The sequence below is a fragment of the Embleya sp. NBC_00888 genome (genome assembly GCF_045207655.1).
Taxonomy (GTDB): domain Bacteria; phylum Actinomycetota; class Actinomycetes; order Streptomycetales; family Streptomycetaceae; genus Embleya.
Window position 1 is genome coordinate 3,743,494 of sequence record NZ_CP108785.1, and the last position, 26,738, is coordinate 3,770,231.

General features: G+C 73.2%; 9 protein-coding genes and 1 pseudogene. 5 read left to right on the top strand and 5 right to left on the bottom strand.

Going from position 1 to position 26,738, the window contains the following annotated elements; genetic code table 11:
* Positions 1-34: 34 nt before the first annotated feature.
* Both OG948_RS50675 and OG948_RS50680 read right to left on the bottom strand, forming a co-directional pair.
* Positions 35-1,003 (bottom strand): helix-turn-helix domain-containing protein, encoded by a 969-nt coding sequence (locus tag OG948_RS50675; protein WP_331771837.1) that lies wholly within the window; start codon positions 1,001-1,003, stop codon positions 35-37.
* Entirely contained in the window at positions 1,000-1,872 is an 873-nt protein-coding gene (locus tag OG948_RS50680) for an amidohydrolase family protein (protein WP_406300703.1), read from the bottom strand. Before OG948_RS50680 ends, OG948_RS50675 begins: the two co-directional genes overlap by 4 nt.
* 156 nt (positions 1,873-2,028) lie before the next feature.
* On the opposite strand from OG948_RS50680, the gene OG948_RS50685 reads away from it, so the two are divergent.
* The 3 genes and pseudogenes from OG948_RS50685 to OG948_RS50695 form a co-directional block, all read left to right on the top strand.
* Positions 2,029-2,295 (top strand): hypothetical protein, encoded by a 267-nt coding sequence (locus tag OG948_RS50685; RefSeq protein WP_331771839.1) that lies wholly within the window; start codon positions 2,029-2,031, stop codon positions 2,293-2,295.
* 132 nt (positions 2,296-2,427) lie between these two features.
* Positions 2,428-2,562 (top strand): hypothetical protein, encoded by a 135-nt coding sequence (locus OG948_RS50690; protein ID WP_331771840.1) that lies wholly within the window; start codon positions 2,428-2,430, stop codon positions 2,560-2,562.
* An 88-nt stretch (positions 2,563-2,650) separates the two neighbouring features.
* Positions 2,651-2,859, top strand: a pseudogene (locus tag OG948_RS50695) (winged helix-turn-helix transcriptional regulator); the annotation flags it as partial.
* A 22-nt stretch (positions 2,860-2,881) separates the two neighbouring features.
* Here OG948_RS50695 and OG948_RS50700 read toward each other — a convergent pair.
* The 3 genes from OG948_RS50700 to OG948_RS50710 all read right to left on the bottom strand — a co-directional run bounded on the left by OG948_RS50700 (position 2,882) and on the right by OG948_RS50710 (position 9,112).
* On the bottom strand, positions 2,882-3,631 hold the full coding sequence (locus tag OG948_RS50700) for a hypothetical protein (RefSeq protein WP_331771841.1): 750 nt from the start codon (positions 3,629-3,631) through the stop codon (positions 2,882-2,884).
* 190 nt (positions 3,632-3,821) lie between these two features.
* On the bottom strand, positions 3,822-5,489 hold the full coding sequence (locus OG948_RS50705) for an AMP-binding protein (protein ID WP_331773568.1): 1,668 nt from the start codon (positions 5,487-5,489) through the stop codon (positions 3,822-3,824).
* Between the two features lie 92 nt (positions 5,490-5,581).
* Entirely contained in the window at positions 5,582-9,112 is a 3,531-nt protein-coding gene (locus OG948_RS50710; RefSeq protein ID WP_331771842.1) for an amino acid adenylation domain-containing protein, read from the bottom strand.
* A 183-nt stretch (positions 9,113-9,295) separates the two neighbouring features.
* On the opposite strand from OG948_RS50710, the gene OG948_RS50715 reads away from it, so the two are divergent.
* On the top strand, positions 9,296-17,029 hold the full coding sequence (locus tag OG948_RS50715; protein ID WP_331771843.1) for an amino acid adenylation domain-containing protein: 7,734 nt from the start codon (positions 9,296-9,298) through the stop codon (positions 17,027-17,029).
* Positions 17,026-26,733, top strand: a complete 9,708-nt coding sequence (locus OG948_RS50720; RefSeq protein ID WP_331771844.1) for an amino acid adenylation domain-containing protein — start codon at positions 17,026-17,028, stop codon at positions 26,731-26,733. The genes OG948_RS50715 and OG948_RS50720 overlap by 4 nt, the downstream gene beginning before the upstream one ends.
* Positions 26,734-26,738: the final 5 nt, after the last annotated feature.

Below are 26,738 nucleotides of genomic sequence, written 5' to 3' on the forward strand. Positions count from 1 at the left end.
GGGGTCGGGCCCACCCGAGCGGCCGCCGGCGCCGCTACTTCGATCCGCGGGCGCGCCGGTGACCGTCGCCGCTCTCGGGCGCGCGGCCGCCGGTGGACCCGGTGACGTCCGCGGCGGCGGCCAGCAGGCGCCTGCCGGCGCGGGTGATCTCCGTGCCTCGCAGTGGCTTGGCCATCAGCAGGGACAGCACCACCGAGGTGCGTCCGTGGGCGTCGAACGCCGGCGCGGAGATGCTGTTCACGTCGTAGGGGACGCGGTCGTCGAGGCGCTCCGGCAACGAATCGATGTGGCTGAGCTCGGTGTACAGCAGGGCCACGGCCTCCTGCTGGGACGCGGAGAGGTCCTCGCGCATCAGCCCGTACAGGGCATCGCGCAGGCGCATCGACGCCGGGCTCTCGCGGTGCACGTCGTACCCGCGACGGCGGATGGTCTCCAGTACGCCGATCAACCGGCGCCGGAACTCGTCGTCGGCGCGCGGTGCCCGGTCGAGCCACGCGCGGATCGCCTCCTCGCCCGACCAGGCGATCTGGACCGCGCCGTACGGCGGCACCAACGGGATGCGCAGGCCGATCCCGGAGGCGTCGCCCGCAGACCTGGGCCCCGCGGCGTCCACCACCGTGATCGTCTCGGCATCGTGCACCGCGGCGGTACAGGGCACGCCGAACTCCTCGGCCAACGAGACCAGATGGTGCTGCGCGGCGCGGGCGGCCGGGAACGAGCGCTCGGCCGCGTGGCCGACCGCGATCAGCGCCGGACCCAGGCTGTACCCGGTCGGCGTGTGCAGCAGGTAGTGCGCGTCGGCCAGGCGGCGTACCACCGCGTGGCAGGTCGCCTTGCTGATCCCGCTGTGCCGGATGATCTCGGTGAGGGTGAACTCGCGGCCCGGGTGGGCCGAGAGCAGATCGAGTACGGCGATCACCCGGTCGGTGGGCGGGGAGGCGGACCGGTCGCCGGGTTCGGCGGCGGGATTCGCGAGCGAGGGGGAGGGCCGAACAGGGGTCATGAGGCTTTCCACCAGAGGTCGAGTGCGGTGTGGCCGAGGAAGCGGGCGCGATCCGCGGGGGAGAGGCGGCGTGCGGCGTGCCGGCCCAGGGCGGCCATCTCCGGGTACGTCGAGCCGACGGTCTGCGGGTGGTCCGACCCCCACATGACCCGGTCCGCGCCGAAAGTCGCCGCGAGCTTGTCCACCACATCGGCCGGATCGCCCTCGGCCGCCGCGTGTCTCAGCACGTGGGTGGACACCTTGACCCGCACCGCCGGGAGGACGGCGAGGTCGAACAGCGGGGTGGCGGAGGCGAACGGCGCACCACCCGACAGATCGGCGAACCCGCAGTGGTCCAGCGCGACCGGGACGTCGGGGTGCGCGGCGACCACCGCGCCCAGCCCGGGAAGGGCGTCGGGGAACAGCACCGGGACCATCGTCAGCCCCGTCTCGTCCGCCAGTGCCCACACCTCGTCCGCGCGCCCGTCCTCCAGCCAGCGTGGCCGGTGCCCGTGCACACCGAAGGTCCTTACACCGCACAGGAGTTCACCGGCGTCGCGGGCGAGGGCCGCGAGTGCGTCGACGGGGTGGGCGCCGTCCATGTCCACCGCGCCGACCAGGGCGAAGCGATCCGGGTCGGCGCGCACGGCGTCGATCGCGTACGAGCAGTCGTACCCGTACGCGCCCACCGCCTGCACGATCACCGCGCGGTCGACCCCGCTCGCGCGCATCCCGGTCGACAGGTCCCGCGTACCGACGTCGTCCGCGTGGAACCAGGGGCTGCCGACGCCGGAGGGCGCGAGCGGGTAGCGCTCGCGGTCCGCCGACGCCACGTGCACGTGGGCGTCGACCACGACGGGTTTCCGAATAGTCGGATCGACGGGTCGCATAGTCGAATGCTAGGAGCCGGGTGGGCCGCGGGCAACGTGGCACTGCTTACAAGGCGTGAAGGAGTTCGAATAATCGAACTATATTGATTGCTTTTTCGAACGAAGCTAGGGTGGGCCGGCTTCCACGACAGTGAGATGCCCGAGAAGGAGAGCACGATGTCGCCATCCGCCGAGGAGATCACCCGTGCGCTCGCGCCGTTGTCGGCGGTGCTCGCCGCCGACGACTTCCGCCTCGAGGTGAGCCATGCCGGCGCCAGCAACGTCATGCTGACGATCACGGCCGGGCCCACGGCGTGCCCCACCTGCCTGGTGCCCGAGCAGATCACCCGCCGAATGGCCGAACAGCACCTGAACAAGCTCTCCCGCGAGGAGTGGCTCATCGAGGTCGCCTACCCGTCCGTCGCGTCCGACGGGGCCGAGTGACGCGAGGGCGAATGCGCTTTCGGCACCCGGAGTTGTGGTCGGCGCGGGTCAGCGGACCGGCGTGCGTGGGCAGCGCCATGCGGGGGAGTTCGACGCCTTCCGGGATGGTGCCCAGCGAGGGGGCACGGGTCGATGATCGCCGGCACGGCGTGCGGGTACGGGGCCGGTGGCCCGGCCGGTGTGTCGGCTTGTCGCAGCCTGCTGACCGGCGTCGACGGGGTGCCCGCCCCGATCGCGCAACGCGCGTGTGCCTACGCGGCGGCCTGACGTCGCGGTTCCCCCGAAGCCGGTGTTCGCCGGCGGCGGCCCCTGTTCGGTCGAGGACGGCGATGGCCTCGGGCCGGTCGTGATCGTCATCGGCCACAGGATGCTCACCCGGAACCTGCGCATGCCGGCGCGCAACGGCCTGGTCGAGCGGTGCGTGTATGCGACCGTGCCGCCGCGTGTGGAGTACACCCTCACCGGGCCGGGCCGGGACCTGCGAAGACGGTCGACGGCATGTGCGACCGGACCCAGCGGCACCTCGGTCGCATCGAGACGTCCCGGGAGCGCTTCGAGGCCTGAGGGGTGAGGCACCCGTCGAGGGTCAGCTTCCTCCGTTGGGGTTGCTGCCGCCGGTCCAGGTGACGGGCCCGTGCACCTGGCGCAGGTGGTTGGTCAGGATGTCCGAGATCAGGTTCAGCCACGCGGTCCAGGACTCGTGCGATCCCGAACCCAGGCCGCGTTCGATCCGGAAGAAGCGGTACAGCGCGCCGTCGTCCGGGAACAGCGCCAGGGCTTCCGCGCACTCGGCGACGACCATCGGCAAGTACCAATGGCACAAACCTTGTTGGTGGGTGTGCTCGACATACAGGGCGATGCCTTCGGCATCGGACAGGGTCTCCTCCTCCAGGGCGATCCCATCCTGGCCGAAGTACAGTTCGAGCATGTCCGCCAGGCGTCCGAACCGCTGCCGCAGTTCCCACGCGGTGGGAATCTGTCCGGCCAGTCGGGCGCTGAGGCCGACCGTCCAACTGTCGACGTATTCGGCGACGTCCAGGAACACCTCGGGTCGGCCGCCCGCGCCGGAGCGCCGGGCGAGCTCCTGGAGATCGTCGGGCACCTGGTCCTCGGCCGTGCCGCCGGTCGCCAGTGCCTTCCCGACGGCCCGGATCTGAGCGGCGGCCTCGAACACGGTCAGGCCACCGCGTTCGGACCGGTCCCACAACACGCGCAGCGGCGGTTGCAGGGCCTCGGCCCGCTTCTCGGGGTCGACCGGGATGCCCTCGGACACCGGGTGAAGGAAGGGCGTGAGCAGCAGGCGGGCGCCGGAGTAGCGAAAGTGGTTCTGGTACACGCGCTGGGTCCCTCCAAGTACACGGACCGATCCGTGCGACCGGGCCCAGGCTCATGATCTCGGCCACCCGGCGACTGAGCGAACGATCTGCGCCAATCGGCAGTTGGTGTGCGGGATTCGGACACCCGGATCGCCCCGGACCGGTCCGATCGCGTGTCGGGCCGGCCCGGGGCGGGGTCCGGGTAGGGAATCAGCGCGCGTGCGGGTGGGGCTTCTCCGGGGCGTCGGGGGTGGGGGTCAAGTCGTTGGCCAGCGCTCGTTTGTCGGTCTTGCCGATGGCGGTGCGCGGGAGCGCGGGCACGAAACGCAGGACGTCGGGCGACTTGTAGGCGGCGAGGCCGCGGGCGGTCAGGAAGGACTTGAGGTCGGGCAGGGTCGGGGGAGCGGCCGGGTCGGCGGGGACGATCACCGCACACACGCGTTCGCCCAGGACCGGGTCGGGGAGCGGGATCACCGCCGCGTGCCGCACGCCGGGGTGGGTGGCCAGGTGCTCTTCCAGCTCGCCGGCCGGAACGCCCTCGCCGCCGCGATTGACCACTTCCTTGACGCGGCCCTCGACCACGAGGTATCCCCCGGCGAGGCGGCGGACCAGGTCACCGCTGCGGTAGTGGCCCTGTGGGGTGAACGCGCCGGCGTTGTGGTCCTGGGCCCGGTAGTAGCCGCGAATCGTGTACGGGCCGCGTACGAGCAACTCGCCGATCTCGCCCTCGGCGACCGGTCGTCCCTCGTCGTCGACGACCAGTACCTCGTCGTCCGGGCTCAGCGGCCGGCCCTGGGTCTCGGCGACCAGATCCGGGCCGTCGTCGAGACGGGTGTAGTTGAGCAGGCCCTCGGCCATTCCGAAGACCTGTTGCACCGTGCAGTCCAGACTCCGGCCCAGGGTGCGGGCCAGGTCCGCGTTCAGCCGCGCGCCGCCGACCTGGATCAGCCGCAGCGACGAGCGGTCGCCCGGCTCCCACTCCCACATCTGCGACCACAGGTCGGCCAACGGCGGCACGACGGCGGTGACGGTGACGCGTTCGCGTTCGATCAGCGGGAAGACCGTGTCGGGGCTGGGGTCCGCGGCGAACACGACGGTGCCGCCGACGCCCAGGATGCCGAGGATGCCCGGGCACGCGAGCGGGAAGTTGTGCGCGGCCGGCAAGGCGACCAGGTAGACGTCGTCGGCGGTCAGGCCGCACACCTCGGCGCTCGCCCGGGCGTTGTACGCGTAGTCGTCGTGGGTGCGCGGAATCAGCTTGGGCAGGCCGGTGGTTCCGCCGGAGACGAGCAGGACGGCGACGTCGGCGGGTGCCGGGCCGGGGAGTTCGACCGGCTCGGCGTCGACGTCGGCCAGCGCCGTGTGATCCGGGCCGTCCGGCTCGCCCGCGACGATCACGTGCCGCAGCGAGGGGACCCGGTCGCGGATCTCCCGGGCCAGGGCGCGGTAGTCGAAGCCCGCGTACATATCGGGTATGACGTACGCGACGGCCTCGGACAGGGCGGCGAGGTGGCCGATCTCGTGGGCGCGATGCGCCGGCAGGCACAGCGCGGGGACGGCTCCCAGCCGAGTCAGGGCCAGCAGGACGACGGCGAAGTCGGCGGTGTTGGGCAGGTGCACCACCACCCGATCGCCCGTTCGCACGCCCAGTTCGGCGAAGCCGGCCGCGGTGCGTTCGACCCGGTGGTGCAACTCGGCGTAGGTGACGCGGCCCGAGGCGTCCACGAGGGCGGTGCGTTCGGGCCACGCCTTGGCCCACGAGCGGGAGAGAGCGCCCAGCGTGTCGCCGCGCCAGTACCCGGCCGCGCGGTAGCGCCGCGCGAACTCGTCCGGCCACGGCACGCAACCGGGCAGGGACATGGTGTTCTCGGCATGCATCGAGGGCTCCGTGATCGAGGGGATCGAGGGAATCGAGCGGTGGTGGTCGTGCGGGCGGGTGATCGCCTCGGGGCGGTCGCCCGGGGCGTCGGTCACGGCGTCGTGGAGGGCCGCGTCGCGAGCGCGGCGTCGACCGCCTCGTCCGACAGCGCCGCGACCTGCACGTGGATCCCGGCGATCCGCTCCAGTCGACCGGGCGTGGTCTCCTGCGCCCGCAGGCGCGTGGCCAGGGACGCGACCGTGCGGGCGGCGAAGACCAGGCGCACGGTGACCGCCCCGGCACCGAGGACCTCACGCAGTCGGCCAACGATCGCCGTGGCCAGGATCGAGTCCCCGCCCAGTGCGAAGAAGTCGTCGTCGCGCCCGAGTTCGCGCTCGCCGGCGGGCAGCGCCTCCTGCCATACCGACGCGATCAGCCGTTCGAGGTCGGTGCGCGGCGGCTCCGGCGGCGGGCCCGCCGGTCGGCGTCCCCACAGCGGGGCCAACGCGCGGCGATCGATCTTTCCGTTGGCGGTCAGCGGCAGTTCGTCGACCCGCACGACGTGCTCGGGAATCATGTGCACCGGCAGCGACTTCTTTGCCGCGTCCAGGAGTTGCTCCACACGTACCTCAACCCCGGCGGCGACCGCTGCGACCAGGGCGCCCTCGTGCACGCCCGCCACCGCGCGGCGCACCCCGGGAACGCCGGCCAGCGCGGCCTCGATCTCGCCCGGCTCGATCCGGAACCCGCGCAGTTTGACCTGGTGATCGGCGCGGCCCAGGAACTCCAAAGCACCGTCGGGCAGTCGCCTGGCCAGGTCGCCGGTGCGGTACCAGCGCAGCCCGGCCAGCTCGACGAAGCGGTCCGCGGTGCGCTCGGGATCGCCGCGATATCCGGCGGCGACACCGTCGCCGCCGATCCACAGTTCGCCCGGCACCCACTCCGGGCAGTCCCGGCCCACCGCGTCCACGACCCGGCAGCGCACGTTGCGCAGTGGCGTGCCGTACGGGATCGCCCGCCACTCGGCGGGGAGTTCGCTGCCGGCCGGCACCTCGTGGACGGTGGAGTGGATGGCCGTCTCGGTCGTGCCGCCGAGCGCGACGAAACGGCAGCGCGGGACCTGCGCGTGCAGCCGCCCGGGAAGGTCGACGGTGACCCAGTCGCCGCCGAGCAGCACCACCCGAAGTGCGCCGCCCAGGCCCGCCGCCGTGGGTCCCGCGCCCGCGGTGAGCAGCATGTCGAGCAGCGCCGGTACGCAGTTGACCACGGTGACGTGCCGTTCGCGTACCAGGTCGACCCAGCGGCCGGCCTCGCGTCGGTCCTCGTCGGCGGGCAGGACCACCGCGCCGCCGGCCGACAGCAGGCCGAACACGTCGAACACCGACAGGTCGAAGTCGAGTGCGGACAGGCCCAACGCGCGATCGCCGGGTCCGAGCGCGAAGCGCTCGACGAGGTCGTCGATCGTGTTCATCGCGGCGCGGTGCGGGACTTCGACACCCTTGGGCTCACCGGTGGAGCCGGAGGTGAAGAGCACGTAGGCGATGCTCTCCTCGTCGACGCGGACCGGCGGCTCGGCGGTGGGCGCGGGGTGTGCGGCGGCCTCGGCGAGGGCGAGCGCGGGCGCGAGCGGCGAGGCACCACCGGCGCCGTCGGTGTCCAGGACCAGCCGGATGCCCGCGGTGCGGTGGATGCGCTCGCGGCGCGCGGTCGGCTGCTCGACGCCGATCGGTACGTAGGCCGCGCCTGCGGCGAGGATGCCCAGCGCCGCCACGATCTGCTCCGGCCCCTTGGGCAGGGTGATCGCCACGGTCTCGCCGGGCGCGACGCCCCGCGCGCGCAGGGCGTCGGCCACGCGCAGCGCGCGCTCGGCGAGTTCGCCGTACGACAACGTGCCGCCGTCGGCGTCCGAGGGGCCCCACAGCAGGGCCGGCGCGTGCGGTCGTGCCGCGGCGTGCGCGAAGAATCCCTCGTGCAGGGTGCGCCGCGAACGGGGGGCGTCGGTGGTGTTCACCCGATCGAGGACGGCCCGCTGAGCGGCGGGCAGCAGGTCCGGGATCGGCTCCCGCCAGTCGGCCTCGGCCGTGCCCAGGCGGGTGACCAACTCCCGGTACGCGGCGAACATCGCGTCCACGACACCGTCCGGGAAGGCGTCCTCGCGCACGTCCCAGTTGACCAGCAGACCGCCGCGCAGCTCGGTGATCTGGGCGTCGAGCAGCACCTGCGGCCCCTGCGAGACGATCCACGACGGTTCGCCGAACAGGCGGCGAACCTCGGCGTCGAAGAGTTCGCCCAGGCCCAGTGCGCTGGTGTACACGATCGGGGCGAGCACCTGTTCGCCCCGAGCGCGCGCCAGGTCGCGCAGTACGTGCAGGCCGGAGTGGTCGGCGTGCGCCGCGTCGCGGTGCATGCGGGACTGGAGCGCGCGGGCGTGGTCCAGGAACGAGCGCGGCGCGGACATGTCGACGTCCAGGAGCACCGATCCGGTGAAGTCGCCGACCAGGCGCGGTACGTCCGGGTGCAGGTCCTCGCGGTCGAACAGCGGCACGTTCAGCAGGAATCGGGGGCCGGCGCTCCAACCGGCCAGCACGGTGGCGAACGCGGTCGCGAAGGCCATCGCCGGGGTGACGCCGTGCGCGTGCGCGCGGGCGGACCAGTGCCCGTGCTCCTCGGCGGTCAGCCACAGGTGACGCCGGGTCACCCGGGTCAGGTCGGCCGGAAGCGGGGCGCGCAGCGGGAGGTCGGGCGCGCCGGGCAGGTCGGGGATGCGCTCGTGCCAGTAGGCGGCCGCGCGTTCGGCCGCGGCGCGCCGCAGCGGGGGACGGGCGGCGAGGTAATTGCGGTAGTCGTAGCCGAGTTCGGCCGGCACCCGCTCGGGGTGCGCGTACAGGTGGGCCAGATCGGCCAGCAACACCCGGTAGCTGAGCGCGTCGGCGGCCACCATGTCCACGTCCAGGTGCAACCGGCTGCGGCCGTCGGGCAGCAGGCTCACCCGCAGGTCGAAGACCCGGCCGGCTTCGATGTCGAGCATCTGGTGCGAACACTCGTCGCGGACGCGGTCCAGGTGCTCGGCGGCGGTCGCAGCGTCCGCGTCGCGCAGGTCCAGCACCCGCAGCACGTCGCCGGGCGCGGTGGGGCGGATCTCCTGGCGGCCGTCGTCGGTGATCCGCACGCGCAGCATGGGGTGTCGGGCGACCAGGGCGCGCGCGGCGGCCTCCAGCCGGGCCGGGTCCACGGCGGCGCCGGGTTCGGTGTCGAACTCGGTGTACAGGTGTGCCGCGACACCGCCCAGGGTCTGTCCCTCGGAACGACCGATCCAATAGGCGTGTTGCATGAGCGCGAGCGGGAACGACCCGGACCCGGTGCCGGGTTCCGCCGCCGGCTCGACCGTCGGTAGCGGATCCGGCTCGGACGCCGCCGGCTCGCCGTCCGCCAGCAGCGCGACCCACGCCGCGACGGTGGGTGCGGTGGCCAGGTCGGCGAAGGTGACCCGGGCGCCGGCCCGGCGCCATCCGCCGGCCAGGCGCATCAGGCGCAGCGAGTCGAGTCCGTGTGCGATCAGGTCGTCCCCGTCGCTCAGGGATTCCGGTGCCACGCCCAGCATTTCCGCCACGTCGCGCCGTACGTCCTCGACGGTCAGCCGCACGCTGTTCTCCTTCGATCACGAATGTGTCCGCGGGACGCGAGTGCGACGGTGTCCATCCGAGACGTCCTTGACACCCACCCCGAGCGTCACAAATATAGGCTAGGCAAACCTAAGTCGGGCAAGGCTTTTCGATCGATCAAGACAGTTCGCCGCTCCTCGGACCGGCGCCGAAGGGGCCACGCCTTGACGAGTGCGAACCAGGCCGCCGACCGTCGCCGAGAGCTGATCCGGCGGCTGCTGGCCGAAGCGGGCATGCAACCGGACACCCCCGCCGACGCCATCGAACCGCGCGACCGGAGTGCGCCCGCGCCGCTGTCCGCGGTACAGCACAGCCTGTGGCTGCACCAGCAGGCCTACCCCGAAAGCACGTCGTACAACGGTTGCCTGCTGATTCGGATCCGCGGCCCGCTCGACGTCGCCGCGCTGCGGGTGGCCACCCGCGAACTCCTGCGCGCACACGAGGTCCTGCGCACCACCTACCACGCGGACCCCACCGGCCTGCCGCACCAGGTGGTCACCGCGACACCCGAAGTGCCGCTACCGATGCGTGACTTCGCCCACATTCCGGCCGAGTCCCGGGAGGCCGAGGCCGATCGGGTCGCGCTGCGCCTGGCCGCACGCCCCTTCGACCTCGCGCGCGAGCGCTCGGTGCGCCACGAACTCCTCGCCTTCGGGCCCGAGGACCACGCTCTGGTCCAGGTCGTGCATCACATCGCCTGGGACGGCGGCACGTGGGGCGTGCTCGCGCGCGATCTCGCGGCGTTCTACCGGCGCGCCCGCGGAGCGGAGCCGGCGTTCACCGCCGACGTGCCGCGCGTACAGTACGCCGACATCGCCGCATGGGCGCACGCCCGGCCCCTGGACGACGCGGGCACGAAATTCTGGCGCGAACGGCTGACCCCGCCGCCGAACCCGCCCGAACTGCCGGCCGACGGCCCCAGAAGGCCCCCGCCGGACGAGCGCGGCGGCCGGGTCGTGCGCCGCTTCGACCCGCAACTCCCGGCCCGCATCCGCACGTTCGCTGCACAGGCGGGCGTCACCCCGTTCACCGTCGTGCTCACCGCGTTCGCGGCGGTGCTCCGGCGTTACACCGGGGTCGACGATCTGCCGATCGGCACGCTGGTGATGGACCGGGCGAACGCGCACGCCGCCGAGTTGATCGGCAACTTCGGCAATACCGTCGTGCTGCGCGCCGATCTCGCCGACGACACCCGCGAATCGACGTTCCGCCGGACCGCGGTGCGGCTGGGCGCGGTGTGCGCCGACGCGTTCGAGCACCAGGACATCCCCTTCGACCGGGTCCTGGACGAGGTCCGCCCGCCGCGCCGCCCCGGTCGGCCGCCGCTGTTCGACGTGATGTTCGGGCTGCTCACCCAGGAACTGGGCGAACTCGACCTGCCCGGCCTGGAGACCTCCTGGCGGCACGTGCACAACGGCACCACCCAGTTCGACCTCGCCCTGGAGGGCTTCCTCCGGGACGAGGACCTGCTCGTGGAGGCCACCTACCGCACGCCGCTGTTCGAACCCGCCACCATCGAACGCCTGCTCGCCCACCTGGAGACGCTGCTGACGGCCGCGCTGGCCGAACCCGACGCGCCGCTCGCGCTGATCGACGCGACCCCCGCGGACGAGATCGTCGAGCAACCCGTCGACGAAGCCGAGGACTTCCCCGCCGGCGGCGTCGCCGCGCTCGTGGACGACACCATCCGGGAACGACCGCGGGCCGTCGCCGTCCGCGCCGGCGACACCACCTGGACCTACGCCGATCTGGACGCGCGCGCCGACCGGATCGCCGCCGCCCTCACCGAGGCCCTGCGCGCGAACGGCGCCGGCGGCGAACCCGTCGTCGCCCTGGCCCTGTCGCGCACCGCCGACCTGATCGCGACCCTGCTCGCCGTCCTGCGGATCGGCGCCGCCTACCTGCCGCTCGACCGCACCCACCCGCCCGCGCGCGTCGCCGCGATGCTCGCCGACGCCGCACCCGACCTGCTGGTGTGCGACGCCGCCTACACCCCGCCCACCGACGCGGCGCCCGTGCTGCGCGTCGACGACCTCCCCGCCGCATCCGGCGGCGCCGCGACACCCGGTGCGGACCGCCCGCGGATCCACCCGCAGGCGCCCGCCTACGTCGTCTTCACCTCCGGCTCCACCGGCCGCCCCAAGGCCGTCGTCGGCACCCAGCGAGCCCTGAGCAACCGGCTGCGCTGGGGCCGCTCCGCGCTCACCGCCGCGCCCGGCACGAGCGTACGCGTGGCCAAGAGCGCGCTCGCCTTCATCGACGGCAGCACCGAACTCCTGGGCGCCCTCGTCGCCGGCGACACCCTGATCCTGGCCGACGACGCCACCGCCCGCGACCCGCTGCGCCTGACCGAACTCGCCGACCGCCACGGCGCCGGCGTACTCACCGTCGTGCCCAGCCTTCTGGAGACCCTCCTCGACACCGCGCCGCCGGGATCCCTGGCCGGCGTGCACACGTGGATCTGCTCCGGCGAGGCCCTGCCCACCACCCTGGCCGACGCCGTCACCGCACGTTGGCCCGACGCCCGCGTGGTCAACCTGTACGGCTGCTCCGAGGCCGCCGGCGACAGCCTCGCGCACGTCCACCGCCCGCCCGCCGCGTCCGCGACCGTGCCGATCGGCCGGCCGATCTCCCGCACCCGCGCCCATGTGCTGGACGCGGCGCTGCGCCCGGTGCCCATCGGGGTGCCCGGCGAGCTCCACCTCGCCGGCGACGGCCTCGCCCGCGGCTACCTCGGCCGCCCCGCCGCGACGGCGGAGCGATTCGTCGCGGACCCGTACGGGCCGCCGGGAAGCCGGCTGTACCGCACCGGCGACCTGGTTCGTCGGCGATCGAACGGCGAACTGGAATTCCTGGGCCGGGCGGACCACCAGATCAAGATCCGCGGTGTGCGGATCGAGCCCGGCGAGATCGAGGCCGGACTCCTGGGACTTCGGGGCATCGCCCGCGCGGTGGTGGTGCCGATCCGGTCCGGGAGCGCGCTGTGCGCCCATCTCGTGCCCACCCGGGGCACCTCGATCGACGTCGACGCGGTACGGGCCGAGCTCGCCCGCACCCTGCCCGCGCCGTTGCTGCCCGACGCGTACGTCGTCCTGGACGCGTTCCCGCTCAACCCCAACGGCAAGCTCGACCGGGCCGCGCTGCCCGTCCCGCAGGCGAGCACCGCGCCGAAGCGGGTCCCGGCCGACGACCGTGAGCGCGCCCTGTGCGCGATCTTCGCCGAGTTCCTCGACCCGGCGCCGGATGGGGTCGGCCCGGACGACGACTTCTTCGCGCTGGGCGGGCACTCGCTGCTCGCGGCACGGCTGGCCAACCGGCTGCGCGGCGCCTTCGCGGTCGAACTCGCCGTGCCCGACGTCTTCCACGCGCCCACACCCGCCGCGCTCGCCCGACTGCTGGACACCGCCGAGCCGGTGCGCCCGCGCGTCCGCGAGATCCCGGTATCCGACCCGGCACCCGCGTCGTTCGCGCAGGTCGGTCTGTGGTTCGAGGAACAGGTGCGCGGGCCGTCCGCGGCCTACAACCTGCCGCTGGGGATGCGACTGCGCGGTCGGGTCGACCCGGAGGCGATCCGGGCGGCGCTGCGCGACGTGGTCGCGCGGCACGAGAGCCTGCGCACGCTCCTGGTGCCCGGCACCGACGGCACACCCGTCCGCGAGGAACTCACCCCCGCCGTCGCGCACTCGCGGCTGCACTGCGCCGTCGTGGCGGCCCACACGTGGCCGGCGGAGCGGATCGCCGCCGAGGTGGCGGCCCTGGTGGCCCGCCCCTTCGACATCGGCGCCGACCTGCCCGTGCGGGCCGCGGTGTTCGTCGGACCCGCCGACGGGGAGTGCGTCCTGGTCCTGGTGCTGCACCACAGCGCCGCCGACCGCTGGTCGTTCGGCCCGCTGCTGGCCGACCTGACCGCCGCCTACACCGCGCACACCACCGGATCCCCGCCGCAGGCGCGTCCCGAACCGGCCGTCGGGCACGGCTCGTACGCGGCGTGGCAGCGCGCGATCCTCGGCGCGCGGGACACGCCCACCAACCTGACCAGGCGTCAACTCGACTACTGGGCCGAGGCTTTGCGCGACGCGCCGGAGGAACTGGCGCTGCCCGCCGACCGCTCCCGGCCCACGGAGCGCAGCCATCGCGGTGCGAGCGTCGAACACACCCTGCCCGCCGACCTCGTCGACACCCTGCGCGACGTTGCCCAGGATGCCGGCACGAGTGTGTTCACCACCCTGCACGCGGCCGTGGTCGCCGTCCTGCACCACCTCGGCGCGGGCGAGGACATCCTCCTGGGCGCGCCCGTCGCGGGCCGCACCGACGAGGATCTCGACCGTGTGGTGGGCTACTTCGTCAACACAGTCGTGCTGCGCACCCGGGTTGACGGCGACCCGACCTTCGCCGAACTCCTGGAGCGCACCAGGACCGCCGACCTGGCCGCCTTCGCGCACGCCGACGTGCCCTTCGACTGGGTGGTGGACCGGCTGCGCCCCACCCGTACGCTCTCCCGGCACCCGCTGATCCAGGCCACCGTCACCCACCACCGTGCCGAGGAGATCGAACTCGCGCTGCCCGGCGCGCACGCCGAGCCCTTCGCGCCGAATACGGGCGCGGCGATGTTCGACCTGGACCTGCGCTTCGTGGAGACCGCCACCGACGGCATCCGGGTGCAAGCCGGCTACGCGTGCGACCTGTTCGAGCACACCGGCGTCGTCACGCTGCTGGACCGGCTGCACCGGCTGCTCTCCCGCGTGCTTGCCGACCCGCACGCGCGCCTGAGCGGCCTGGACCTGCTCACCGACGCCGAACGCCGGCTGCTCGTGCACGAGGTCAACGCCACCGCGCACGAGGTGCCCCCGACGACCGTGGTGGAGCGCTTCACCACCCAGGCCCGCCGCACCCCGGGCGCACCCGCCCTGATCGACGCGGCCGGCACGGCCACCGGCTACGCCGAACTGGCGGTTCGTGTACGGGCGAACGCGCGACGGCTGATCGACCGAGGTGTCGGGCCCGGCGCCCTGGTCGCGATCGCACTGCCCCGTTCGGCCGACCTGGTGGTCGCGCTCCTGGCGGTGCTCGCGAGCGGCGCGGCGTACGTGCCGCTCGATCCCCAGGAGCCGCCCGCACGCCTGGCGCAGACGATCGCCGACGCCCGCCCGGCGCTCGTGCTCACCGACACCGCGCACGCGCGGCGGCCCTGGGGCGTGCCGGTCGCCGTGATCACCGACGACCCGACCGCGGCCGCGGCCCCGGGTGAACTCCCGGCACCGCCGCGGGCCGCGCACCCCGCGTACGTGCTGTACACCTCCGGATCCACCGGCCGCCCCAAGGGCGTGCTGGTCTCGCACGGCGCCCTCGCCCACCAACTGGCCTGGGTGCAGGGCGAGTACGCGCTCACACCGGCCGACCGCGTCCTGCACAAGGCGCCCATCGGGTTCGACGTGTCGTTGTGGGAGCTGTTCTGGCCGCTGTGCCAGGGCGCAGCCGTCGTCCTGGCCGATCCCGACGGCCACCGTGATCCCGCACACCTGGCCGCACTGATCGACACCCGTGCGGTCACCGTCGCGCACTTCGTCCCGCCCATGCTGGACGCCGTTCTCGACGTCGTGGAAGCCGCGGGCGGCCCGAGCCCGACGCCGCCGGCCGAACGGGCGTTGCGCCTGCTCCTGTGCGGTGGCGAGGCGTTGTCGCCGGCCACCGTGCGGCGCAGCGCCCGCGTGCTCGGGCTGATGCCGCACAACACGTACGGCCCCACCGAGGCCACCATCACCGCGACCGCGTGGAATCCCGCCGGCACCGTGGTCGAGGACATCGTGCCGATCGGACGCCCGGTGTGGAACACCGGCGCCCTGGTGCTGGACGCCCGACTGCGACCCGCCCCGATCGGGCTGCCGGGCGAGTTGTACCTGACCGGGGCCCAACTCGCCGACGGATACCTGCACCGCCCCGGCCTGACCGCCGAACGCTTCGTGGCCGACCCGTACGGCCCGCCCGGCACCCGGATGTATCGCACCGGGGACCTGGTGCGCCGGCGCGCCGACGGCGCCCTGGTGTATCTCGGCCGCACCGACCATCAGGTCAAACTGCGCGGCGTGCGGGTGGAGATGGGCGAGATCGAGGCGCGGCTGACCGGGCGGGCGGAGCTGACGGGCGCCGTGGTCACCGCCCGGCCCGGGCCGACCGGTGCACCGCTGCTGGTGGCGTACGTGGTCGCGAGCGCCGCCGCGTCCGTGGACCCCGAGGCGCTGCGCGGCGAGTTGGCCGATCACCTGCCCGAACACCTCGTCCCGGCCGCGATCGTGGTCCTGCCCGTGCTGCCGCTGCTGGCCAACGGCAAGATCGACCGGGCCGCGCTGCCGGATCCGGCCGTCGCCGCGCCGACCGCGGACGGCGCGCCGAGCGATCCCGCGCAGGCCGAACTGGCCCGAATCTTCGCCGAGGTGCTACGGGTGGACCGCGTCGGCGTGCGGGACGGGTTCTTCGCACTGGGCGGGGACAGCATCGGGGCCACGCTGGTGGCGACCAAGGCCCGTTCCATCGGACTGCGGTTCACCGTGCGGGACGTCTTCCGGCACCAGAGCGTGCGCGCGCTCGCCCGGGTCGCCCGCCGCGACGAGGCCCCGACGGCGCCCCCCGCACCGCTCGTGCTCGCCGACCCGCCGCTGGCCCACGTCTTCCGCGACGGCGGGACCGGGCCGAACGGCCACCACGTGTGCGCGGTGCGGGCCGTCGCCTCCGGGCGAACGGACGCTCTGGAGACGGCCGTTGCCGAACTCAGCCGTCGCCACCTCATTTTGCGGCTGCGGATCGAGACGGTCGGCAAGCGGCTGTGGCGCACCACGTCGACGGCCGAGGCGCACCCGAGCGTGGGCGTGGTCGAGGGCACGCGGGAAGACGTGGCCGAGCAGCTCGCGCGGGCGGTGGCCGCGTTGGACGTGGTCCAGGGGCCGACGCTGGCGGTGACGCTGACACCGGGACGCCTGTTCGTGGCCGCGCACGCACTGGTGCTCGACGCGGCGGCGGTCGAACGGATCGCGGACGAACTGGCTGCCGGCGTGCGGGCGGATCCGCCATCGCCATCGGCTGCGGAGCCCGACGCGAGACCGGAGGTCGCCGCGCGGGCCGGCAGTGCGGCGGCGGACGCCTGCCCGGGGATCTCCGCGCGGGCGCACGCGACGCCCGGGGACGCTTCGCCGGCGGACGCCGATCGTATCGACGCGGATCCGGTGCTCTGGGCCGAGGAGTTGCGCGACGCGACGCCCGCGCCTGCCGTACGAGGCACGGGTTCGGGCCGCCCCCTGTTCCTGACCGCCACCGTGGTCGGCACCCCCGGCGCCGGCCCCGTCGAGGCCGTTCGGGCCGCCGCCGGCGAGGCCTTCCTGATTGCGCTGCGTACGCGTGGCCCCGAAGCGGAGAGACTGCTGATCGACCGGGTGGTGGACCCGCACCGATCGGGCGAAACGGCGGCGCCGGTCGGGTCGTTCGCCTACGCCTACCCGCTCGCCTTCGACCGCGAAGGGGCGTTGCCGGACGTGCACGCCGCCGACCTGCGCGGCGCCGGATACACCCGAGTGCGCTACGCGAGCCGATCCGGCGCCCGGGTCCTGGGCCGGGTGGCCCGCGCGCAGATCGTCCTGCGCGACGCGCCGGCCCACGGCTGGGCCGACGACCTGCCCTCGGCGGTCAGTACGCGCTGGCCGCTGGACGCGGCGATCGCCGTCTCGGCGGGCGAGGACGGCACGCGGTGCCGGCTCACCCTGCATGCCGGGCCCACCGTCGACGCCGAGGACGCGCGCAGCCTGCTGGCGACGTGGGTCGCGCAGACCACCGCGCGCGTCCCGGGAGCCGGCGCGACCACCGACCACGAGACGACCACACCGAACACGGACACCGGGCGGACGATGTGAGCGACCTCAACCCTTCGAACGACCACCCGGCCCACACCCCGGCGGCGCTGTGGAGCCGCGAGGCGTTCGAGAACGCGCCGCCGACGGTGCGCGCGATGGTCGCCCCGCGCGAACTCGCGCCCGAGGCCGCGCACACCCGCGCGGTGGCGGTCCTGGCCCGACACCGGGACCTGAGCAGCGGCGGCCCGACGGCGTGGTGCGGCACCTTCACGGTCGACACGGACGCCCGCCGCTCGACCGCCCGGGTGGCACGGGTGGACGCAACGCCCGCGACCGCGTGGGTGGATCGTGGCCCCGACCTGCCCGGGCTGCTGGTCCTCGCCCTGCCCGGAGCCGTCGTCGACGGGACCTCGTGGCGCATCCTCGCCGACGAACTGCGCTCGGGGCTGCGCGGCGAACCGATCGCACCCGAGCCCGCGCCGACCGCCGACTACGCCGGCGCCGTCGCCCACGAGGCCGACGACCCGCAGTTGGTCGACCGGGCCACCGCCTGGTTCACCCTGATCGACCGGGTGGACGACCTGGACGCGCCCGCGCCGTGGCCCGGGAGCGAACCCGGAGCCTGGGACACGCCGCCCACCGGCGCCGCGACCATGCTCGAACTCCCCTTCGACACCGGCCCCTTGAGCCCGCGGACGCCGCTGCGCACGATCGTCGCCTCGACCGCGGCGCGGATCCTGGGCCCCTTCGCCCCCGGGCCGCTGTTCGTGGACGTGGTAGAGGACGACCGGGACCGCCACGACGGCCGCTTCGCCCACACCGTCGGCGACCTGCGACGCGTCTTCCCCGCCCTGCTGGAACCCGGCTCGCCCGACACCGACGCGCTGCCCGCGACCCCGCGTGCCGCCGCCGACTTCGGCCTGGCGCTCTACCTCGGCGAACAGACCGCGGGAGCCCTCGCGGACGCACCCGAGGCGGGCGTACTCCTGGCCTACGGCCATACCGACCTCGGGGACGAGGAACTGCTCGCCTACGACCGCGAGAGCGACGGGTACGCCGCCTCGCGCTATCCGCTGCGCCTGGACCTGTGGGTGGACCACTCGCCCGCCGGAGCCGGGCGACGCGTCGCGCTGCGGGTGGTCGCCGACCCGAAGGCGCTGCCCGAACTCGACGTCGCGGCCCTGCTCCGGAGCTGGCGCGCGGCACTGGAACCCGCCCTGCTCGACGCGGCCCGGGCCGGACCCGAGGACGACGCGCAGGCCGGTGACCTCGCCGCCCGTGACGCCGCCCTCGACTCCGCGATCGGCGGCCTGGGCGTGGCCGAGGTGCTGCCGCTGTCGCCGCTGCAGGAGGGTCTGCTCTTCCACCTGATGCTCGACGGCGCGGCCCGCGACATCTACGTACAGCAGGCCGTCCTGTTCCTCGACGGCCCCGTGGACGCCGATCGCCTCGCGGACGCGGCGCGGCAGGTTCTGGAGAAGTACCCGAACCTGCGCGCGGGCTTTGTGAGCACCGAGGACGGGCCCGTCCAGGTGATCCCCGAGCGGTTCACCGTGCCGTTCGCCTACGCCGACCTCACCGACGGCGGGGCCGATGTCGACGCCGCCTTCGAGGCGTTCGCCGACCGTCAACGGGAGATCCCGTTCGACGCGGCCCGGCCCCCGCTGATCCGCTTCGCCCTGGCCCGTACCTCCGACACCGGCCACCGACTCCTGCTCACGTCCCAGGTCGCGCTGCTCGACGGCTGGTCCGGCGGCCTCGCGCTGACCTCGCTCCTGGAGTTCTACACCGACGCCGAGGCCGAGAGCACGCGGGCCACCACGCCGTTCCGGGTCTTCCTGCGCTGGCTGGGCACCCGCGATCGGGACGCGGCCCGCGACGCGTGGTACGCCTACCTGGGCGACGTCGCCGAACCCACTCTCCTGGCCGGCCCGCGCCGGCCCGGCGACGACGCCACCCCGGCGTCGGCCGGCGAGATCCACCGCGAGGTGCCCGCCGCACTCGCCGCCCGCCTGGCGGCGCGCGCCCGCGAGGCGGGCGTCACCGTGGGCACGCTGTACGAAAGCGCCTGGGGGCTGCTGCTGGGCCGACTCACCGGACGCGACGACACCGTGTTCGGCGCGCTGGTGTCGGGACGCCACCCCGACGTCGACGGCATCGACACCACCGTCGGAGTGCTGTTCAACACCGTCCCGGTACGGGTCCGCGTCGCGCCGCACGAGCCGATCGCGCAGTTGTGGCGGCGTACCCAGGACGACAAGGCCGACCTGCACGACCACCCCTACCTGGGCCTGAGCGAACTCCAGGCGATGGTGGGCGCCGGCCCGCTGTTCGACACCTTCTTCGTCTTCCAGAACCTCCCGCTGCCGGACAAGAACCGCGAGTTCGGCCCCGAGGGAGGACTGCGCGTCCTCGGCCACGCGGTGCGCGACGCCACCCACTACCCGGTGTCCGTGGTGATCACCCCCGGCGAGGTCACCCGCCTGCGCGCGATGTACCACGACGACGCCTTCGACCGCGCCGACGTGGAGCTACTGACCGAGCGCTACCTGCGCATCCTCGAAGCCTTCGCGAGCGACCCCACCCGCGCCTGTGCCCGCGTCGACATCCTCGAAGCGGCCGAACGCCGACGCGTGGTCGACGCCTGGAACGCGACTTCGCATCCGGTGCCGGAGGTGACGGTGGCGGATTTGTTGGAGGAGCGTGCGGGGTTGGTTCCGGATGCCGTTGCGGTGGTGCAGGATCCGGATGGTGCGGCGCCGTTGGTGTGGTCGTATCGGGAGTTGAACGAGCGGTCGAATCGGATCGCGCGGTTGTTGCGGGCGCGGGGTGCGGGTCCGGAGCGGGTGGTGGGTCTGGCGTTGCCGCGGACCGCCGACATGGTGGCGGCGCTGTTCGCCGTGCTCAAGACCGGTGCCGCCTACCTTCCCATCGAACGCGACGTGCCCGCCGAACGCACCGCGTGGATGCTCGCCGACACCGCGCCCGTCTGCGTCCTCACCAGCGGCCCCGGCCCGGACACCCCCGACGCCGTCGATCTCGACGACGCGTCGGTGCGTGCGGAGTTGGCGGGGTTGTCGGGGGCGGATCTGTCGGATGCGGAGCGTTCGGATTTCGTGCGTTCGGAGGGGTCGCGGTTGGAGCATCCGGCGTATGTGATCTACACGTCGGGTTCGACGGGTCGTCCGAAGGGTGTGGTGACGCCGTATCGGGGTCTGACGAACATGCAGGTCAATCATCGTCGGGAGATCTTCGATCCGGTGGTGGCGGCGGCGGGTCGGCGGTTGCGGGTGGCGCATACGGTGTCGTTCGCGTTCGACATGTCGTGGGAGGAGTTGTTGTGGCTGGTCGAGGGCCACGAAGTGCACGTGTGCGATGAGGAGTTGCGTCGTGACGCGCACGCGCTGACGCGGTATGTGGACCGGCACCGGATCGACGTCGTCAACGTCACCCCGACCTACGCCCAACACCTCTTGGAGGAAGGGCTCCTGGAGTCGGACGCCACTGCCGGACGGCACCGGCCCGCGCTCGTCCTGCTCGGTGGCGAAGCCGTGTCCGACGGAGTCTGGGCAGCACTGCGCGACACCGAGGGTGTGCTGGGCTACAACCTGTACGGGCCGACCGAGTACACGATCAACACGCTCGGCGCCGGCACCGAGGACAGCACCACGCCCGCGATCGGGCGACCGATCCTCAACACCGCCACCCACATCCTCGACGCCAACCTCCAGCCGGTACCGGTCGGCGTGCCCGGCGAGTTGTACGTCACCGGCATCGGCCTCGCCCGCGGGTATCTCAACGCCGCCGGACAGACGGCCGCGCGGTTCGTGGCGAATCCGTACGGGCCGCCCGGCAGCCGGCTCTACCGCACCGGCGACCTCGCGCGGCGTCGCCCGGACGGCATCATCGACTACCTCGGCCGCACCGACGACCAGATCAAGATCCGCGGCCACCGCATCGAACCCGCCGAGATCCAAAGCGTGTTGGACACCCATCCGCAGGTGGCCCGCAGCGCGATCGTGCCCACCACCGGCCCGGACGGCGCGGTACAGCTCACCGCCTACGTCGTGCCCGAGACGGCCGGACCCGTCGACGCGCACACCAACGACGAACACATCGCGCAATGGCGGCAGATCTACGCCGACGAGTACACCGCCATCGACACCGCGGTGTTCACCGAGGACTTCGCCGGCTGGGACAGCAGCTATGACGGCGCGCCGATCCCGCTCGCGCACATGCGCGAATGGCGCGCCGAGACCATCCGACGCATCACCGAACTGCGCCCGTCACGAGTTCTGGAGATCGGCGTCGGCACCGGCCTGCTCCTGGGCGAACTGGCGCCCGCGAGCCAGAGCTACTGGGCCACCGACTTCGCCGCCCCGGTCATCGAGAAGCTGCGCGCCGACCTGTGCAGGGACCCCGAACTCGCCGCGAAGGTCGAGCTGCGCACCGCCCCGGCGCACGAACTCGGCGACCTGCCCGCGGCGTTCTTCGACACGGTGGTGATCAACTCGGTCGCCCAGTACTTCCCGAGCCTGGACTACCTCACCGACGTGCTGCGCCGAGCGCTCGACCTGGTCCGGCCCGGCGGAGCGGTGTTCGTCGGCGACGTGCGCAACCTGCGGCTCGCCCGAACCTTCCACAGCGCGATTCGACTCGGCCAGGCGACACCGGACACCGACGACGCGAGCGTGCGTGCCGCGATCGAGCGCGCCGTGCTGCTGGAGAAGGAACTCCTGGTCCACCCGGACTACTTCGCCGCCCTGACCGAGCTGCTGCCCGACCTCGCGGGCGTCGACCTGCGGATCAAACGCGGGCACCTGCACAACGAGCTGTCCCGACACCGCTACGACGCGGTACTGCGCCGAGTGGGCGGCGACCCGGCCACCACCCTCGCCGACATATCGAGCGTGCCGTGGAACGCCGCCGAGGGCACCGACGCGGTCGCCCGCCGGCTGACCGACGATCGGCCCGACGCGCTGCGCGTGCGAGCCGTACCCAATGCCCGACTCGCGGGCGAAATCGCCGCGGAGCGTGTGCTGGCCAACGGCGGCACCGGCACCGAGGCGCGCGACGCGCGCACCGCGGCCGAGCAGGCGGACGACGCGGCGGTCGAGCCCGAGACGCTGTACGCGCTGGGCGCGGACCTGGGCTACACCGTGGCCGCGACCTGGTCGAGCGCGGGATCCGGGGCCTTCGACGCGGTGTTCGTGGCCGGAGAGCGCGCCGCGAACACCGTAGTGGGCACCTACGTACCGACGGGTTCGGGCCGCGCCGACCTGTCCGGCTACGCCAACCACCCCGCCGCCGCCCGCGAGGCGGGCACGCTGGTACCCCGGCTGCGCGCGTTCCTGCGCGAGCGGCTGCCCGAGTACATGGTGCCCGCCGGATTCGTCCCGCTCGATCGACTCCCGCTCACCGTCAACGGCAAACTCGACCGTCGCGCGCTGCCCGCCCCCGACGCCGGCGTCGGTCGCGCGCCCACGCGGGCCCCGGCCGGCGCCGCCGAACTGGCCCTGTGCGCGCTGTTCGCCGAGGTGCTCGGCGTCGCCGACATCGGAGCCGAGGACAACTTCTTCGACCTCGGCGGCCACTCCCTGCTCGCCGCCCGATTGGCCGCCAAGGCCCGCGGCACGCTCGGCGTCGAGATCGCCATCCGGGACGTGTTCACCGCCCCGACCACCGCCGCACTGGCCGCGCTGCTCGCGGAACGCGCCGGGACGGACCACGCGGGCGCCCGGTCGTTGCGACCCGCCGTCACGCGGCAGGAGCGCCCCGACCGGGTGCCGCTGTCGTTCGCCCAGCGGCGACTGTGGCTGCTCGGCCAGTTCGAGACGGCGAGCGCGGCCTACCACGAACCGATCGCGGTCCGATTGCGCGGGACCCTGGACCGAGCGGCGCTCCGCGCCGCCGTACAGGACGTGACGAACCGTCACGAGACATTGCGCACGCTGTGTGTCGCGGCGCAGGAGCCCGCGGGAAGCGGCGCCGCCGAGGTGTTCCAACACATCCTGGCCCCGGAGGACGCGCACGCCGTCGTCGAGTTCGTCGACACCGACACCCTCGGCGCCATCGACGCCGAACCCGCGCTGGCCGCGCTGGTCGCCGAGGCCACCCGCCGCCCCTTCGACCTGGCCACCGAGCTGCCGCTGCGGACCACGGTCTTCCGGGTCGGCCCGGACGAGCACGTGTTTCTCGCGGTGTTCCACCACATCGCGATCGACGAGTGGTCCATCCGGCCGTTCGCACAGGACCTCGCCGCGGCCTACACCGCACGTGCGGCGGGACACGCACCCGCGTGGGAGCCGCTGCCGCTGCAATACGCCGACTACACGTTGTGGCAGCGCGACCTGCTCGGCGATCCGGCCGATCCCACCGGCCGTTACGCTCACCAACTCGCCTACTGGCGAACCGCTCTGGCGGCGCTGCCCCAGGAACTGGAGGTCCCCGCCGACCGGCCGCGCCCCACGGTGGCCGGCTACCGGGGCGGCACCGTCGAACGCCTGATCCCCGCCGAACTCGCCGAGCGCGTACGTGCCGTGGCCTCGGCCGCGGGCGCCAGCGCGTTCATGTTCTACCAGGCGGCGGTGGCGGCGCTGCTGCACCGCCTCGGGGCGGGCACCGACATTCCACTGGGAAGTCCGGTGGCCGGGCGCGACGACGAGGCACTCGGCGACCTGATCGGCTTCTTCGTCAACACGGTGGTCATCCGTGCGGACGTGACCGGCAACCCGACCTTCGCCGACCTGCTGGCCCGGGTGCGGGACACCGACCTGGACGCGTTCGCGCACCAGGACCTGCCGTTCGAGCGCCTCGTGGAGGAACTCAACCCGGCGCGTTCGCTCGGCCGCAACCCGCTGTTCCAGGTGATGGTCGGCTACCAGAACCAGGGCGTGGGCGAGGTCCGCTTCGGCGACATCGCACCGGTCGGCGAACGATTCACCCCACCCACCGCCAAGTTCGACCTCGACTTCGTCTTCCGCGAGACCGATCTGGCCGTGGTGCCGGAGGGCGCGGTCGAGCTGGGCATCGAGTACGCGGCGGACCTCTTCGACCACTCCACCGTCGAGGACTTCGCCGAGCGGCTGCTGCGGCTGCTCGCCGGGATCACCGACGATCCGAACCGCCGCGTGGGTGCGTACGAACTGCTGTCGCCCGCCGAGGCCACGCGGATCGTGGACGAGTGGAACGCGACTTCGCATCCGGTGCCGGAGGTGACGGTGGCGGATTTGTTGGAGGAGCGTGCGGGGTTGGTTCCGGATGCCGTTGCGGTGGTGCAGGATCCGGATGGTGCGGTGCCGTTGGTGTGGTCGTATCGGGAGTTGAACGAGCGGTCGAATCGGATCGCGCGGTTGTTGCGGGCGCGGGGTGCGGGTCCGGAGCGGGTGGTGGGTCTGGCGTTGCCGCGGACCGCCGACATGGTGGCGGCACTGTTCGCGGTGCTCAAGACCGGTGCTGCCTACCTGCCGCTGGAGCGTGACCTGCCGCGCGAACGCATCGCGTGGATGGTCGACGAGGCCCGACCGGTGTGCGTGCTCACCGCCGGCGAGATCGTGGGCGAGAACACCGTCGATCTCGACGATCCGTCGGTGCGTGCGGAGTTGGCGGGGTTGTCGGGGGCGGATCTGTCGGATGCGGAGCGTTCGGATTTCGTGCGTTCGGACGGGTCGCGGTTGGAGCATCCGGCGTATGTGATCTACACGTCGGGTTCGACGGGTCGTCCGAAGGGTGTGGTGACGCCGTATCGGGGTTTGACGAACATGCAGGTCAATCATCGTCGGGAGATCTTCGATCCGGTGGTGGCGGCGGCGGGTCGGCGGTTGCGGGTGGCGCATACGGTGTCGTTCGCGTTCGACATGTCGTGGGAGGAGTTGTTGTGGCTGGTCGAGGGCCACGAAGTGCACGTGTGCGACGAGGAGTTGCGGCGTGACGCGCACGCGCTGACGCGGTATGTGGACCGGCACCGGATCGACGTCGTCAACGTCACCCCCACCTACGCCCAACACCTCCTGGATCTCGGTCTACTCGACGACGACCCGGCGCGGGGCGGGCATCGGCCGTGTCTGGTGTTGCTGGGCGGCGAGGCTGTTTCGGATGCGGTGTGGAATCGGTTGCGCGACACCGAGGGTGTGCTGGGCTACAACCTGTACGGGCCGACCGAGTACACGATCAACACGCTCGGCGCCGGCACCGAGGACAGCACCACGCCCGCGATCGGGCGACCGATCCTCAACACCGCCACCCACATCCTCGACGCCAACCTCCAGCCCGTACCGGTGGGCGTGCCCGGCGAGTTGTACGTCACCGGCATCGGTTTGGCGCGCGGCTATCTCGACAGTCCGGGTCCGACCGCCGCGCGGTTCGTGGCGAATCCGTTCGGGCCGCCCGGGAGCCGGCTCTACCGCACCGGCGACCTCGCACGGCGCCGGCCGGACGGCATCATCGACTACCTCGGCCGCACCGACGACCAGGTCAAGATCCGCGGTCACCGCATCGAACCCGCCGAGATCCAAAGCGTGTTGGACACCCATCCCGACGTGCTGCGTTCCGCGGTGGTGCCGAGCGCGGACGGGACCCGGCTGACCGCCTACGTGGTCGGCGAGGCCGATCCGCAGACGCTGCGCGCCTGGTCGGCGGCGCGGCTGCCCGACTACATGGTCCCCGGCGCGTTCGTGCCGCTGGACGTGCTGCCGTTGACCGTCAACGGGAAGCTCGACCGGGCCGCTTTGCCCGAACCGGACTTCGCCGCGGCGGTCACCGCGCGAGGGCCGCGGGACACGGTCGAGGCCGTGTTGTGCCGGGTGTTCGCGGACACCCTGGCCCTGCCCCGGGTGGGTATCGACGACAACTTCTTCACCCTGGGCGGGCATTCGCTGCTCGCGGTCCGCCTGGTCGGCGCGATCCGTGCCGCCGGGATCGTGGCCGACCCGGACACGGTCACCGTGGCACTGGTGTTGACCGCGCCGACGGTCGCCGACCTGGCGGAGCGGCTGCGCGGGGGCACCGGCACGGACGAGTTGACCGCGCCCCTGCTGGCGTTGCGGCCCGACGGTGATCTCGCGCCCTTGTTCTGCATACACGCCGGATTCGGGTTCGCCTGGCCGTATACGACGTTGCTCGCACACGTGGCGAACGACCGTCCGGTGTACGGGCTCCAGGCCCCGATGTTGTCGGGTGCCGCCGCGCCGACCCGGTTCGAGGACGTGGTCGCGGAGCAACTGCGCGCCGTGCGCACGCTCCAGCCGCAGGGGCCGTACCACCTGCTGGGCTGGTCCTTCGGCGGCGAGCTCGCGTTCGCGCTGGCCGCCGAATTGCAGCGCGCGGGTGAGCGGGTGGATCTGCTGGTGCTCGTCGACGCCGAACCGCCGGTGCCGCGCGCGCACGCCGACGGGGCGGGCGCGGACGGCGGGTTCGACGAGGAGGCCGCGCGGGCGCATCTGCTGCGCGCGACACCGGCCGAGGTGGACCTGGCCGGTGCACTGGGCGAGGAGGTGGTGGCGGCCCTGCTCCGGACGCGGGTCGCCTACGAACTGCTCGTGCCCGCCGACCCCTACCCGGCCTTCCGCGGCGACGTGTTGTGCGTCGCGGCGCGCGAGAACCGCACGCGCACCGGCCGCGGGGCCTGGACGGCCCATGTTCTCGGCGTGGTCGACGAGTACGTCGTCGACCACGAGCACGACGATCTGCTGACCTCGGCCGCAGTGGACCAGTGGGGCCCACTCGTACGCCGACGGTCGGACGCGACACACTCAGAGAGGCACTGAAGCAT